This is a genomic window from Actinoplanes sp. NPDC049118 (assembly GCF_040648555.1).
In the GTDB taxonomy this organism is placed as follows: domain Bacteria; phylum Actinomycetota; class Actinomycetes; order Mycobacteriales; family Micromonosporaceae; genus Actinoplanes.
Genome location: NZ_JBEZDY010000010.1, coordinates 208,084 through 222,136, shown reverse-complemented (window position 1 = coordinate 222,136; position 14,053 = coordinate 208,084). Strand labels below are relative to the sequence as shown.

Sequence of the window (14,053 nt, the reverse complement as noted above, 5' to 3'; positions counted from 1 at the left end):
CGTTACCCGAAGGCTCTGACCACTCGGTGCGGGTACCTGGCCGAATCGATCAAGGTTCAGTGACGAGGGTGTTGCATGGGTCGAAAACCGGCCCACAGCGGCTAGTGTTATCTCCAAGACGTTCGAGCCCCCGGGGAGGTGGGACGTGGCACGTAGCGACGAGGCGTCAGGCGCCGCACGTTGGGAGAAAGAGGCCAACGATCTCTCCAGCCAGGTTGCGTTCCTGCAAGAGGAGCTAGCCCTGGTACGGCGCAAGTTGACCGAAAGCCCCCGACACGTCCGGCAGCTCGAGGAACGGCTCGCGGCGACGCAGGCGCAGCTCGCTCGACTGACCGAGAACAACGACCGGCTCGTGGCGACCCTCAAGGAAGCCCGCGCTCAGATCGTCACTCTCAAAGAGGAGATTGACCGGCTCGCCCAGCCGCCCAGCGGCTACGGCGTATTCCTTGCCGCCCACGAGGACGGCACCGTCGATGTCTTCACGGGCGGACGCAAGCTCCGGGTGGCGGTCTCTCCGTCGCTAGAGGTCGAGGAGCTCAGGCGGGGGCAGGAAGTCCTGCTCAACGACGCGCTCAACGTGGTCGACGCGTTCGGCTACGAGCGGGTCGGTGAGGTCGTGCTCCTCAAGGAGATCCTCGAGGATCCGGCCGGCGGTCCGGGCGACCGGGCGCTGGTCATCTCGCACGCCGACGAGGAACGGATCGTCCACCTGGCCGATTCGCTGCTGGTCTCGAAGCTCCGCGCGGGCGACTCGCTCATGATCGAGCCGCGCTCCGCGTACGCGTACGAGCGCATCCCGAAGAGCGAGGTCGAGGAGCTCGTCCTCGAAGAGGTTCCCGACGTCGACTACACCGACATCGGCGGTCTGCACTCGCAGATCGAGCAGATCCGCGACGCGGTGGAGCTGCCGTTCCTGCACGCCGAGCTGTTCCGGGAGCACCAGCTGCGCCCGCCGAAGGGCATCCTGCTCTACGGCCCGCCCGGCTGTGGCAAGACCCTGATCGCCAAGGCCGTGGCCAACTCGCTGGCGAAGAAGATCGCCGAGCGCCGCGGCGAGGAGAAGCACACCAGCTACTTCCTCAACATCAAGGGTCCCGAGCTGCTCAACAAGTACGTCGGTGAAACCGAGCGGCACATCCGCCTGGTTTTCCAGCGGGCACGGGAGAAGGCCGGCGAGGGTACGCCGGTCATCGTGTTCTTCGACGAGATGGACTCGATATTCCGGACCCGTGGCTCCGGCGTCTCCTCCGATGTGGAGAACACCATCGTCCCGCAGCTGCTCAGCGAGATCGACGGTGTCGAGGGCCTGGAGAACGTCATCGTCATCGGGGCCTCCAACCGGGAAGACATGATCGACCCGGCGATCCTGCGCCCCGGCCGCCTCGACGTGAAGATCAAGATCGAGCGTCCGGACGCGGAGGCGGCGAAGGACATCTTCGCCAAGTACATCCTCAGTGGCCTGCCGCTGAGCGCCGACGATCTGACCGAGCACGGCGGCGACCGGGACGTGACCGTCGCGGCCATGATCGAGGCGGTCGTCCTCCGGATGTACACGGAGTCCGAGGAGAACCGCTTCCTGGAGGTCACCTACGCCAACGGTGACAAGGAGGTCCTGTACTTCAAGGACTTCAACTCCGGCGCGATGATCCAGAACATCGTCGACCGCGGCAAGAAGATGGCGATCAAGGAGTTCCTCACCTCCGGCAAGAAGGGCCTTCGGCTCCAGCACCTGCTCGACAGCTGCGTCGACGAGTTCCGGGAGAACGAGGACCTGCCCAACACGACCAACCCCGACGACTGGGCCCGCATCTCCGGCAAGAAGGGCGAGCGGATCGTCTACATCCGCACGCTGGTCTCCGGTGGCAAGGGCGCAGAGGCCGGCCGCTCGATCGAGACGGCCAGCAACACCGGTCAGTACCTGTAAGAAGCCATAGCAACGCCCGACGCGGGCGGGGAGGCGCTACGACGCGCCCCCTCGTCCGCGTTGTGCATCTCTACTCTGCGTATCGTGGCGAGCACGGGCAGAGCGGAGAACCGGTACGGAAGCGTCTAGGCTCGATACATGGGCAACGGCAGCACAGTGGCGGGTCGGGTGGTCGGCATGAGCGAGTTTGCGAGCGAGTCATCAACTCTGCGCTCGACGAATGTCATTCCCGCAGCGGCAGCGGAGGGGATGGCATGAGCGTTCGACGGATCATGGGTACCGAGGTCGAGTACGGCATTTCGGTGCCCGGGCAGCCCGGCGCCAACCCGATGGTCACCTCGTCCCAGGTGGTCAACGCCTATGGGGCGCGTCCGGAGTTGAACCGAGGCGGCAGGGCCCGGTGGGACTACGAGGAGGAGTCGCCGCTGCGCGACGCCCGCGGGTTCACCTACTCGGGTGCCGCGTACGACCCGGCGGACGCGCTCGCCGACGAGGACCTCGGCCTGGCCAACGTGATACTGACCAACGGTGCCCGGCTCTACGTGGACCACGCACACCCGGAGTACAGCACCCCGGAGTGCACCAACCCGATGGACATCGTCCGCTGGGACAAGGCCGGCGAGCGGGTCATGGCCGAGGCGTCGCGGCGGGCCGCCACGATCCCCGGCACGCACCGCATCCAGCTCTACAAGAACAACACCGATAACAAGGGCGCCTCGTACGGCTCGCACGAGAACTACCTGATGCGCCGGCAGACGCCGTTCGCCGACATCGTGGCGCACCTGACCCCGTTCTTCGTGACCCGGCAGATCTTCTGCGGCGCCGGACGCGTCGGCATCGGCCAGGACGGCACCGGCTCGGGCTTTCAGATCTCCTCGCGCGCCGACTTCTTCGAGGTCGAGGTGGGTCTCGAGACCACCCTGAAGCGGCCGATCATCAACACCCGCGACGAGCCGCACTCGGACGCCGACAAGTACCGCCGCCTGCACGTGATCATCGGCGACGCGAACCTCTCCGAGATCTCCACCTACCTCAAGGTCGGCACGACGGCACTGATCCTCAACATGATCGAGGAGAAGGTCTTCACCGGCGAGCTGGGCGTCGCCGACCCCGTCTCCGAGCTCAAGGCGGTCAGCCACGACCCGTCGCTCAAGCACCTGATGCGCCTGCGCGACGGCCGCCGGCTCACCGCGCTGGATCTGCAGTGGGCCTACTACGAGCGGGCCAAGAACTTCTGCGACGACCGGTACGGCACGGACACCGACGAGCAGACCATGGACGTGCTGCAGCGCTGGGAGGACATCCTGGACCAGCTCGGCCGCGACCCGATGCAGCTCTCCGACCAGCTCGACTGGGTCGCCAAGCTGCGCCTGCTGGAGGGCTACCGCGACCGGGAGAACCTGGCCTGGTCGTCGCCGAAGCTCCAGCTGGTCGACCTGCAGTACGCGGACGTACGCCCCGAGAAGGGCCTGTACCACCGCCTGGTCGCGCGCGGCTCGATGAAGACGCTGCTGGACGACGAAGAGACCCACCGCGCGATGGTGAAGCCGCCCGAGGACACCCGGGCCTACTTCCGCGGCGAGTGCCTGGCCCGGTACGCGTCCGAAGTGGTCGCGGCGAGCTGGGACTCGGTGATCTTCGATGTGGGGCGCGAATCGCTCGTGCGCGTCCCGATGATGGAGCCGGAGCGGGGCACCAAGAAGCACGTCGGCGCCCTGTTCGACAAGTGTGACACCGCGAAGGACCTGCTCGAGGTGATCACGAGCCGCTGACGGCCGCGCGGGCGAGAAACACCCGTGACGACGGGCGTTTTCGTCGTACCCGCGAGGTAAGTTTTTCCCAACCCGAACCAGTTGGGTCATGAAGGGGGACAGCCATGGCAACGCGAGACACCGGCGGTCAGTCGCAGTCAGGCAAGGGCAAGCGCGACGAGGAGATCGAGGACGTCACCACCGAGGCCAACCCTGAGGTTGCCGAGCGGCACGCCGAGATCACCGAGGATGTCGACGACCTGCTCGACGAGATCGACTCTGTGCTGGAGGAGAACGCCGAGGAGTTCGTGCGGGGTTACGTCCAAAAGGGCGGCGAGTAGCACCAGAGGGGGCGAAGCGGACATGCCACGGGGGCTTGATGACCGCAACAGCCACAGCTCGGTCGAGTTCGACGAGATGCTGCTGGCTCAGGAAGGCCGCTGTGCCATCTGTGGTGCAGCCGATCCCCAACACCTCGACCACGATCATCGCACCGGATGGGTGCGCGGGATATTGTGCTTCAACTGCGACGGCGGCCTCGGGCAGTTCCGGGACAGCCCGGAACTCCTCGCCGAAGCGATCACGTATCTGAAAGGAACCACGTGGCAGCGGGTTTTGATCCATCCGGGCGTCTTCCAGATGTGTTCACCAATGCGGGGACGTCCTCCTTCACGCAGTTCCTGAGCCAAGCGGCCCCCGAGCTGCTGCCGGGTCGCCGGCCGCTGCCGCCGGGGCTGTCCGCCGACATCGCGCCGCACGGCACGACGATCGTCGCCATCGCGAGCGCCGAGGGCGTCGTGATGGCCGGCGACCGGCGCGCCACCATGGGCAACCTCATCGCCAGCCGGGACATCGAGAAGGTGCATCCGGCGGACGCCTACTCGCTGATCGGCATCGCCGGCACGGCGGGCATCGGCATCGAGCTGATGCGCCTGTTCCAGGTCGAGCTGGAGCACTACGAGAAGATCGAGGGCGCGATGCTGTCCCTCGACGGCAAGGCCAACCGGCTCGCCGCGATGGTGCGCGGCAACCTCGGTGCGGCCATGCAGGGCCTGGCCGTGGTTCCGCTCTTCGCGGGCTTCGACCTGTCCCCGTCCGACCCGTCCCGGGCCGGGCGCATCTTCAGCTTCGACGTCGCGGGCGGGCTCTACGAGGAGACCGGCTACGACGCGATCGGCTCCGGTTCGCTGTTCGCCAAGTCGGCGCTGAAGAAGAAGTACCGCCCGGGCGTCAGCACCCAGGACGCGATCCACCTGGCGGTGGAGGCGCTCTACGACGCCGCCGACGACGACACGGCGACCGGCGGGCCCGACCTGACCCGCAAGATCTACCCGGTGGTGATGACCGCGACGGCGGACAGCACCCACCGGCTCACCGAGGCCGAGATCAGCGCGGTGGCCGAGGCCGTGGTCGCCGGGCGGATGGAGAACCCGGGCGGCTGACCGCCTGAGCCAAACCGGTAGTCCTTGCGCCAGAGCCCGCCATCCGGTCATTGAAGGAGTAGCCACCCGTGGCCATGCAGTTCTACGCCTCACCCGAGCAGGTCCAGCGTGACCGCTCGGAGTACGCCCGCAAGGGCATCGCCCGCGGCCGCTCCGCCGTCGTCCTCACCTACGAGGGCGGCGTACTGCTGGTCGCCGAGAACCTCACCTCGCTACGCAAGATCAGCGAGCTGTACGACAGGATCGGCTTCGCGGCCGTCGGCCGCTACAACGAGTTCGAGAGCCTGCGCCGGGCCGGCGTCCGGATGGCAGACCTCAACGGGCTGTCCTACGACCGCCGGGACGTGACCGGTCGGGCGCTCGCGAACGCATACACCCAGACGCTCGGTGCGATCTTCTCGGAGACGCAGAAGCCCTACGAGGTGGAGATCTGCGTGGCGCAGGTCGGCAGTTCGCCCGAAGCCGACGAGCTCTACCGGATCACCTACGACGGTTCCGTCCAGGACGAGCCCGGCTTCATGGCCATGGGCGGCTCGGCCGAGGCCATCTCCACGGTGCTCAAGTCCCGGCACGACGTCGCCGCGGACCTGCCCACCGCGCTGGCCCTGGCCGTCGAGGGACTGGCCAGCGTCGGCGGGGAGAACGGCGCCCCGCGCACGCTGGGCGCGTCGCAGCTCGAGGTGGCGGTGCTCGACCGCCGCCGCATGGGCCGCGCGTTCCGCCGCATCTCCGGCGCGGCGCTGACCACGCTGCTCGAGGGCGGCAAGGACCAGCCCGAGAAGGAGATCGGCGAGGCCGGCGACGTGGCCCCGCCGGCCCCCGGCGAGGCCAAGCCGACCGTTTCGGCCGCGTCGACGGACCTCGAGGGCCAGGAACCGGCCGACGGCGACGATTCCTGACGCGCTCCCCGTAGCTCAGGCCCACCCCTCCCGGCACCGCGGCCGGGTCCGGGGTGGCGCCGGGCGCGGCCTCGGCTGCGGCTCGGGGTTGCCTCACCCGCGTCCGCGACCCGGCACGCCACCCGGCGGCGTCGCGTTTGGCGCGGCCACCCGGTGGTGCTGCGTTTGGCGCGGCCACCCGGTGGTGCTGCGTTTGGCGCGGCCACCCGGTGGTGCTGCGTTTGGCGCGGCCACCCGGTGGCGGCGACCGGCGGCGCTGCTCGGGCGGTGCCTGGCGTGGTCGCCCGGGGTGTAGGTGGCCGGCGGGCGGTGACCCGGTCAGTCGGTGACGAGGGGGCGCCACCAGTCCTGGTGGTCGCGGTACCACTGCACCGTCTCCGCCAGCCCGGCGGCGAAGTCCACCCGCGGCCGGTAGCCGAGTTCGCGGCGGATCCGGTCGTCGTCGAGGGAGTAGCGCTGGTCGTGGCCCTTGCGGTCCGCCGTCGTCACGACGCGGTCCCAGTCGGCCTCGCACGCCTTCAGCAGCATCGCGGTCAGGTCCCGGTTCGTCAGCTCCTCGTTGCCGCCGACGTGGTAGACCTCGCCGGCCCGCCCCATCAGCAGCACCAGCGCGGTGCCCCGGCAGTGGTCGTCGACGTGCACCCAGTCGCGCACCTGGGTCCCGTCGCCGTAAAGGGGCACCGTGCGGCCCTCCAGCAGGTTCGTGACGAAGCGGGGGATCAGCTTCTCGGGGTGCTGATAGGGCCCGTAGTTGTTGGCGCAGCGGGTCACCACGACCGGCAGCCCGTGCGTGCGGTGGTACGCCAGCGCCAGCAGGTCCGCGCCGGCCTTCGTGGCGGCGTACGGGGAGTTGGGCGACATCGGCGAGGTCTCGGTCCAGGCGCCCTCGGCGATCGAGCCGTAGACCTCGTCGGTGGAGACGTGCACGAAGCGGGACGTGCCGTGCCGCAGCGCGGCGTCCAGCAGCACCTGGGTGCCGACCACGTTGGTCGTGGCGAACTCCGCCGCGCCCTCGATGGAGCGGTCGACGTGCGACTCGGCGGCGAAGTGCACGACCGCGTCGTGCCGCGGCAGGATCGATTCGATGAGGGCCGCGTCGCAGATGTCACCGGGTACGAAATCGAGGCGCCTGTTCTCGCTCACCGGGCTCAGATTGTCGAAGTTGCCGGCGTAGGTGAGCTTGTCCAGCACCGTGATCCGGGCGCCCTCGAGCCCCGGCAACCCGTCGGCGAGCGCGGTGCGGACGAAGTGGGAGCCGATGAAGCCGGCGCCGCCGGTGACAAGAAGATTCATCACGCGAGAGTGTATCCGCAGGTCGTGGGCCTGGGAGTTGATCTCCGGCAGGGAAGACCACGCTGTGCATCGGTGAAACGGCGCGTTGTCACTGCCGCTCGCGGCACTTGTGAGGCTAGTGTTTCGTCATGGAACGGCGAATTTTCGGCCTCGAAACCGAGTACGGAGTCACGTGCACCTACCGGGGGCAGCGGCGGCTGTCGCCCGACGAGGTGGCCCGCTACCTGTTCCGCCGAGTGGTGTCCTGGGGACGCTCCAGCAATGTGTTCCTCCGCAACGGTGCCCGCCTCTACCTCGATGTCGGTTCCCACCCCGAATACGCGACGCCCGAGTGCGACTCCGTCACCGACCTGGTCGCACACGACCGCGCCGGCGAACGGATCCTCGAGGGCCTCCTGGTCGACGCCGAGAAGCGGCTGCACGACGAGGGCATCGCGGGTGAGATCTACCTGTTCAAGAACAACACCGACTCGGCCGGCAACTCGTACGGCTGCCACGAGAACTACCTGGTGAGCCGTCACGGGGAGTTCGGCCGCCTCGCCGACGTCCTCATCCCGTTCCTCGTCACCCGCCAGCTCATCTGCGGCGCAGGCAAGGTGCTGCAGACCCCGCGCGGCGCGGTCTTCTGCCTCTCGCAGCGCGCCGAGCACATCTGGGAGGGCGTCTCCAGCGCGACGACGCGCAGCCGCCCGATCATCAACACCCGCGACGAGCCGCACGCCGACGCCGAGCGCTACCGGCGCCTGCACGTCATCGTGGGCGACTCCAACATGAACGAGGTCACGACGCTGCTCAAGGTCGGCAGCGCCGACATCGTGCTGCGGATGATCGAGGCCGGCGTTGTGATGCGCGACCTGTCGCTGGAGAACCCGATCCGGGCGATCCGCGAGGTCTCGCACGACATCACCGGCCGTCGCAAGATCCGGCTGGCCAACAACAAGGAGGTCAGCGCCCTCGAGATCCAGCAGGAGTACCTGGCAAAGGCGACCGAGTTCGTCGAGCGCCGCGGCGGCGACCCGACCGCCAAGCGTGTCGTCGAGCTCTGGGGCCGGGTGCTCAACGCGATCGAGAACGGCGACCTCGGCCCGGTCTCCCGCGAGATCGACTGGGTGTCGAAGTACAAGCTGATCGAGCGCTACCAGGCCAAGCACGAGATCCCGATGAGCCACCCGCGGATCGCCCAGCTGGACCTGGCGTACCACGACGTGCGCCGCGGCCGCGGGCTGTACGCGCTGATGGAGAAGCGCCGGCAGGTCGACCGGATCTCCAACGACCTCGAGATCTTCGAGGCGAAGGAGACCCCGCCGCAGACGACCCGGGCCCGCCTGCGCGGCGAGTTCATCCGGCACGCGCAGGAGAAGCGCCGCGACTTCACGGTCGACTGGGTCCATCTCAAGCTGAACGACCAGGCGCAGCGCACGGTCCTGTGCAAGGACCCGTTCCGGGCCTACGACGAGCGGGTGGAACGCCTGATCGCCAGCATGTGAAACCTGGGCGCTAGGCTGGTCAGGCCATGACGACACCAGCGCACGAGCCTGACCAGCACCCGCCCGGCCAGAAGCCGGAGCGGACGATCGAGGACGTGCTGTGGGCGCGCGTCGGGCGCCGCCGTGATCGCGTCCGCGCCCAGGTCGAGCAGGCCCGCAGCGGCAAGCATCTGGTACCGACCTGGCTCATGGCGACCGTGCTGGGCCTGATCCTGCTCGGCTGGCTCTACCTCATCTTCTTCGGCTGACCCGGCCGCCGCACCGGCTCACGGTATGAGGGCGGCGGCGTGGCGGCCGGCCGCCGCGGCCGCGATGAAGTAGGCGTGGTCCTGCGCCAGTCCCCGCCCCATCGTGGACAGCCGCACCGGGCTCGCCTCCAGGGCCGCGTCCAGGCCCGCGGTCGGCACGCGGACCAGGCGGTGCAGTTCCACCAGCGGCGCCAGGTCCGCCTCGACCTTCTTCGCCAGGTCCGCCGGCAGGTCGTCCGGGATCACCAGATCCGCCGGCACCAGGGCCACCCGGCCGTACGCGGTCAGGCTGTGATGCGAGACGCCGCGGTGGCGCGGGCGGGCGTCGCCGTCGGAGATGCGCAGCGACGCGACCGGGAGGCCGCGCAGCGCCACGGTCGCGTTGATCGCCTCGCCCAGGGCGACGCCCGAGAAGCCCCAGGTCGTACCCGTGCCGAGGTTGCCCGGACCCTGCGCGACGACCGTGACGTCCGCCTTCAGGACGTGCCTCGCCGCCAGCAGACCCGTGTGAACCGTGCCCGCCTCCAGGTCGCCGCCGAAGGACTGGCCGGTCGTCACCGTGCCGGCCAGCCGGTCGCGCAGGCCGTCCAGCGTGCGGGAGAACCAGGCCGGCAGGGCGCCGCCGTCGGTCATCACGTACGCGACCCGGGCGTCCGGGCGGTCCGCGTGGATGCCCGCGAGGATCGCCGGCAGGGCCGAGTGCAGGTCGGCGGTCACCACCGGCATGCGTTCGAGGCTGTCCGCCCGCGCCATCACCTCGCGGTGCGGGGAGGCCTCCTCGTCGACGCCCAGCAGGATCGGCTGCAGCGGCGTGTACCTGGCCTTGACCAGGTGGCCCGAGTCGCGGTCGGTGCCGGACTCCGGCGGATCCGGCGGCAGCCGGTCGGGGAGGGCGACGACCAGGGCGTAGCCGCCGGTGCCCAGGCCCATCACCAGCGCACCCACGTTCAGCAGGACCCGGTCGCCGGCCTCGGGGGCCCCGGTCAGCTCCGGGTACGCGAGCGCGCGCACCGTGCCCTCGTCCGTCGTCACGTCCAGTTCGAGGGCGCCGCGCCACTCACGCCGTACCGTCGTGACCGTTCCTGATCGCCAGCGCACCATGCCGGCGACCCTATCGGCCGAGCGCCGGGCGGCGCAGCGCGGCGGCGACCTCTACCGGGCGATTTAGGGTGATTCTGCGGCGGGTGGGGTCGCCGAGGCGGTACTAATGCCCGCGCGTGGCCTGCGCATACGGCTATCGGGCGGCGTTGCTGCTAGCGTTTCGGTCGTGTCGCGGACCCGCACCGAGCGCCTGGTGAACCTGGTGATCTGCCTGCTGTCCACGCGACGGTTCCTGACCGCCGCGCAGATCGCCGCGACCGTGCCCGGCTACGAGCACGACCCCGAGGATCCCCGCGACCACGAGGCGTTCCAGCGCAAGTTCGAGCGCGACAAGGCCGAGCTGCGTGAGCTGGGCGTTCCGCTCGAGACGGGCCTGTCGAGCGCCTTCGACACGGAGTCCGGCTACCGCATCGCCCACCGGGAGTACGCCCTACCCGAGATTCCCCTGGAACCGGACGAGGCGGCCGCCGTCGGCATCGCCGCCCGGCTCTGGCAGCACGCCGGCCTCGCCGCCGCCGCGTCATCCGGGCTGGCGAAGCTGCGCGCCGCGGGCGTCGAGGTCGACCCGCAGGCGACCCTCGGGGTGGAGCCGGTCGTCACCGTCGACCCGGCGTTCGGCCCGTTGACCGGCGCGGCCCGGTCCCGCCGGGCGGTCACCTTCTCCTACCGCGTACCCGAGGTCGACGAGCCGTCCACCCGCCGCCTGCAGCCGTGGGGCGTCGTCTGCTGGCAGGGCCGGTGGTACGTCGTCGGCCACGACCGGGACCGCGACGCCACCCGCTGCTTCCGGCTGTCGCGCATCGTCGGGCCGGTCCGCGCGGTCGGCGCCGAGGGCGCGTTCACCCCGCCGGCGAACGTCGACCTGATCAGCCACGTCTCGCGCCGGTTCGGCCCGGTCGAGCGCAACGGGCGCGCCACGGTGCTGGTGCGCCCCGGCCGCGCCGCCGGGCTGCGCCGGCTCGCGGTGGAGACCGTGCCCGGCCCCGAGGGCGATCGCCTGACCCTGGCCTACTCCGACGTCGAGTGGCTGGCCTCGCGGCTGGTGGGTTACGGCGCGGACGTGCGCGCCGACGGGCCGCCGGAGCTGCGCGAGGCGGTCATCCAGCAGCTCAAGGAGGTCGTGGCGCGCCACGAGCGGGTGCTGCCCGCGGTGCTGCGATGACGCCTGCGCCGCGTACCCGGGAGAACAAGGCCTCGGCCGACCGCCTGGGCCGGCTGCTCAATCTGGTGCCCTACCTGCTCGCCCGCCCGGGGATCTTCGTCGCCGAGGCGGCGGCCGCGTTCGGGATCACCGAGCGTCAGCTGCGCGAGGACCTCGAGCTGCTGTGGGTCTGCGGCCTGCCGGGCTACGGCCCGGGCGACCTGATCGACATGGCGCTCGACGGCGACCGGGTGACCATCACCTACGACGCCGGCATCGACCGGCCGCTGCGGCTCAACCCGGACGAGGCGCTCGCCCTGGTCGTGGCGTTGCGGATGCTGGCCGAGACGCCGGGGATCGGGTCGCGGGACGCGATCGAGCGGGCGCTCGCCAAGATCGAGAATGCGACCGGCGACCTCGTCGACACCCCGGTCGCGGTGCGGCTGCCCGCGAACGTCGAGAAGGTCGACGCGATCCGCGGCGCGGTCGAGCGCCGGCACGCGCTGCGGCTCACCTACTACACCGCGGCCCGGGACGAGACCAGCGAGCGGGTCGTGGACCCGATGCGGATGCTGATGGTCGGCCCGCGCGCGTACCTGGAGGCCTGGTGCCGCCGGGCCGAGGGCACCCGGCTCTTCCGGGTGGACCGCATCGACGCGTTCACCGAGCTGGACGAGCCCTCCGCGCCGCCGGCGAAGGCGGTGCCGCACGACGTCAGCGACGGCGTGTTCCACCCGACCCCGGACCTGCCGCTGGTCACGCTCCGCGTCGGGCGGGGCAGCCGGTGGATCACCGAGTACTACCCGTGCGAGGAGGTGCGGCGCGACGGGGACGAGTGGATCGTGACGATGCGGGTCACGGACCTGGGCTGGGCGCAGCGGCTGCTGCTCGGACTCGGCCCGGACGTGACCGTCGTCGGCCCGGTGGAACTGGTCGACCGGATCCGCGAACAGGCCACGACCGCGCTGGACCAGTACGCGGCGCCCGCGCCCGCCACGGCCTAAGCTGTCCGCCATGGTGAAGTGGATCGTCATCGCCGTGGTGGTCCTCGGCGTGATCATTCTGGTGGCCGCGGCGCTGTCCGTGCTGGGCCGGCTCTCGGGCCTGGAACGCGCCGGGCGCAAGCTGGAGCGGCGCCGGCAGGAGGCGGAGAAGCTGCAGGAACGCGCGGCCGTGCTGGAGCGGTCGGTCGCCCGCGTGCAGGATCGGGCCGAGCTCATGCAGGCCCGGCTGACCGTGATCAAAGCGGGTCACGGCTCGGACGAGAAACACTCCTTACAGAACCCGTGACCCCGTGGTAGCGTGCGGCGTTCCCGGGTCGTTGTCCGGAATTCCCCGGGTCCGGAACCCAAACAAACAGATCCGGTAGGGCTCTCTCACAGAGACCACACGTACGATGGACGCGCATCACCCGTCAGGACCCTGATCCGATCGACTGGAGCTACCCATGGGCGCCCTCAAGCCGTGGCACATCGCCATCTTCGTAGTCGTCCTCGTGCTGTTGTTCGGCGCGAAGAGGCTGCCGGACGCGGCCCGGTCGCTGGGCCGCTCGCTGCGGATCATCAAGGCTGAGACCAAGGGCCTCGTCGACGACAACGACAACGTCGCCGAGAAGGCCGAGCCGCAGTACTCGCGGCAGCCGCTGCAGCCCAACGAGATCCAGCAGCCCGGCCAGCCGGGTTACCAGCAGCAGGCGCCGCCTGCGAACGGCCAGCAGTTCCAGCAGCCGCCGCCCCAGCCCTACGTGGACCCGGTGCAGCGCACCAACGACCGCTGACGCACCGTGGCCTTCTCCCTGCGCCGTCGGGGGCCGAGCAAGTTCGAGCAGGCCTCCGACGGTTCGATGACCCTGATCGAGCACGTCCGGGAGTTGCGTAACCGGCTTTTCTGGGCGTCGCTCGGGCTGCTGTTCGGCTTGATCGTCGGCTTCATCGTGTCGCAGTGGGTGTTCAACCTGCTGAAGGATCCCTACTGCTCCCTGGACAGCTCCTGGATCGACGGGCAGTGCCGGTTCGTCGTCCTCGGCGCCACCGACGCGATCGTCCTGCGGCTCAAGATCGCGTTGTGGGTCGGTCTGATCGTGGGCGCACCGGTCTGGCTCTACCAGCTCTGGGCCTTCATCGCCCCGGGCCTGCACCGGCACGAGCGCAAGTGGGCCTACATCTTCGTGGCGATCGCCGCCCCGCTGTTCGTCGGCGGCGCCGTGCTGGCCTATTTCGTGGTCAAGCACAGCCTGGCGTTCATCATGGAAGCGGGCGTCATCGGCGAGACCACCCAGCTCGAGGTCTCGTCCTACATCGGGTTCATCACCAGCATGATCCTGCTGTTCGGCGTGGCGTTCGAGTTCCCGCTGATCCTGCTGATGCTCAACTTCACCGGCGTGGTCTCGGCGAGGAAGCTGATGGGCTGGTGGCGCATTGTCGTCTTCCTGTCCTTCGGTTTCGCCGCCGTCGCCACGCCGGACCCGGGCCCGTTCGGCATGACGCTGCTCGCGCTCTGCATGATCGTGCTCTACCTGCTCGCGGTGGGCGTTGCCTTCCTCAACGACAAGCGCAAGGGCCGCGGTAAGGAGATCTACGCCGGCCTGGACGATGACACGATCTCGCCGCTCGAGGGTGATCGGGAGTCGGTCACCGCGGGCAACCGGGTCGAGGCGCCGTTGCCGGTCGAGTCCCCGGAGCCGGTGTCGAAACCGCTGCCGCTGGAGAGCCGGTTCGACGATATGACCTGAGGTGTCGGCCGGGTGCCCTCCCGGCTGTGACGAGCG

General features: G+C 69.8%; 15 protein-coding genes. 13 read left to right on the top strand and 2 right to left on the bottom strand.

Annotated elements, in window-relative coordinates; translation table 11 throughout:
* Positions 1-145 precede the first annotated feature (145 nt).
* The 6 genes from arc to prcA all read left to right on the top strand — a co-directional run bounded on the left by arc (position 146) and on the right by prcA (position 6,016).
* Entirely contained in the window at positions 146-1,924 is a 1,779-nt protein-coding gene (gene arc, locus AB0B58_RS17945; RefSeq protein WP_360224602.1) for a proteasome ATPase, read from the top strand.
* Positions 1,925-2,178: 254 nt separating this feature from the next.
* The gene (gene dop, locus AB0B58_RS17940; RefSeq protein ID WP_360224600.1) at positions 2,179-3,696 is read left to right on the top strand and encodes a depupylase/deamidase Dop; all 1,518 of its coding nucleotides are present in this window, start codon (positions 2,179-2,181) and stop codon (positions 3,694-3,696) included.
* A 104-nt stretch (positions 3,697-3,800) separates the two neighbouring features.
* Positions 3,801-4,016 (top strand): ubiquitin-like protein Pup, encoded by a 216-nt coding sequence (locus tag AB0B58_RS17935; RefSeq protein ID WP_023364349.1) that lies wholly within the window; start codon positions 3,801-3,803, stop codon positions 4,014-4,016.
* Positions 4,017-4,038: 22 nt separating this feature from the next.
* Complete coding sequence (locus AB0B58_RS17930) at positions 4,039-4,359, top strand: endonuclease VII domain-containing protein (protein ID WP_360224597.1); 321 nt, start codon at positions 4,039-4,041, stop codon at positions 4,357-4,359.
* Positions 4,278-5,117, top strand: coding sequence for a proteasome subunit beta (gene prcB / locus AB0B58_RS17925; RefSeq protein WP_360224595.1), 840 nt, complete (start codon positions 4,278-4,280; stop codon positions 5,115-5,117). Before AB0B58_RS17930 ends, prcB begins: the two co-directional genes overlap by 82 nt.
* A gap of 68 nt (positions 5,118-5,185) precedes the next feature.
* Positions 5,186-6,016 carry a proteasome subunit alpha gene (gene prcA / locus AB0B58_RS17920; RefSeq protein WP_360224593.1) on the top strand — a complete coding sequence of 277 codons (831 nt, stop codon included), beginning with the start codon at positions 5,186-5,188 and terminating at the stop codon, positions 6,014-6,016.
* 318 nt (positions 6,017-6,334) lie between these two features.
* On the opposite strand, the gene rfbB is transcribed toward prcA, so the two are convergent.
* Positions 6,335-7,309 (bottom strand): dTDP-glucose 4,6-dehydratase, encoded by a 975-nt coding sequence (rfbB, locus tag AB0B58_RS17915; protein WP_360224591.1) that lies wholly within the window; start codon positions 7,307-7,309, stop codon positions 6,335-6,337.
* Between the two features lie 128 nt (positions 7,310-7,437).
* Here rfbB and pafA point away from each other — a divergent pair, with 128 nt between their 5' ends.
* Positions 7,438-8,796, top strand: coding sequence for a Pup--protein ligase (pafA, locus tag AB0B58_RS17910; protein ID WP_184993347.1), 1,359 nt, complete (start codon positions 7,438-7,440; stop codon positions 8,794-8,796).
* Between the two features lie 26 nt (positions 8,797-8,822).
* Positions 8,823-9,044 (top strand): hypothetical protein, encoded by a 222-nt coding sequence (locus AB0B58_RS17905; RefSeq protein ID WP_360224589.1) that lies wholly within the window; start codon positions 8,823-8,825, stop codon positions 9,042-9,044.
* A gap of 18 nt (positions 9,045-9,062) precedes the next feature.
* On the opposite strand, the gene AB0B58_RS17900 is transcribed toward AB0B58_RS17905, so the two are convergent.
* Positions 9,063-10,145 (bottom strand): DUF3866 family protein, encoded by a 1,083-nt coding sequence (locus AB0B58_RS17900; protein ID WP_360224587.1) that lies wholly within the window; start codon positions 10,143-10,145, stop codon positions 9,063-9,065.
* Positions 10,146-10,311: 166 nt separating this feature from the next.
* Between AB0B58_RS17900 and AB0B58_RS17895 the strand changes: the two genes are divergently transcribed.
* The 5 genes from AB0B58_RS17895 to tatC all read left to right on the top strand — a co-directional run bounded on the left by AB0B58_RS17895 (position 10,312) and on the right by tatC (position 14,017).
* Positions 10,312-11,307 carry a WYL domain-containing protein gene (locus AB0B58_RS17895; protein WP_360224585.1) on the top strand — a complete coding sequence of 332 codons (996 nt, stop codon included), beginning with the start codon at positions 10,312-10,314 and terminating at the stop codon, positions 11,305-11,307.
* Positions 11,304-12,290: a YafY family protein gene (locus AB0B58_RS17890; RefSeq protein WP_360224583.1), complete on the top strand. Its 987-nt coding sequence runs from the start codon at positions 11,304-11,306 to the stop codon at positions 12,288-12,290. The genes AB0B58_RS17895 and AB0B58_RS17890 overlap by 4 nt, the downstream gene beginning before the upstream one ends.
* Before the next feature lie 10 nt (positions 12,291-12,300).
* Complete coding sequence (locus AB0B58_RS17885; RefSeq protein ID WP_360224581.1) at positions 12,301-12,576, top strand: hypothetical protein; 276 nt, start codon at positions 12,301-12,303, stop codon at positions 12,574-12,576.
* A 157-nt stretch (positions 12,577-12,733) separates the two neighbouring features.
* The gene (tatA, locus tag AB0B58_RS17880; protein WP_360224579.1) at positions 12,734-13,063 is read left to right on the top strand and encodes a Sec-independent protein translocase subunit TatA; all 330 of its coding nucleotides are present in this window, start codon (positions 12,734-12,736) and stop codon (positions 13,061-13,063) included.
* A 6-nt stretch (positions 13,064-13,069) separates the two neighbouring features.
* Complete coding sequence (tatC, locus tag AB0B58_RS17875; protein WP_360224577.1) at positions 13,070-14,017, top strand: twin-arginine translocase subunit TatC; 948 nt, start codon at positions 13,070-13,072, stop codon at positions 14,015-14,017.
* Positions 14,018-14,053: the final 36 nt, after the last annotated feature.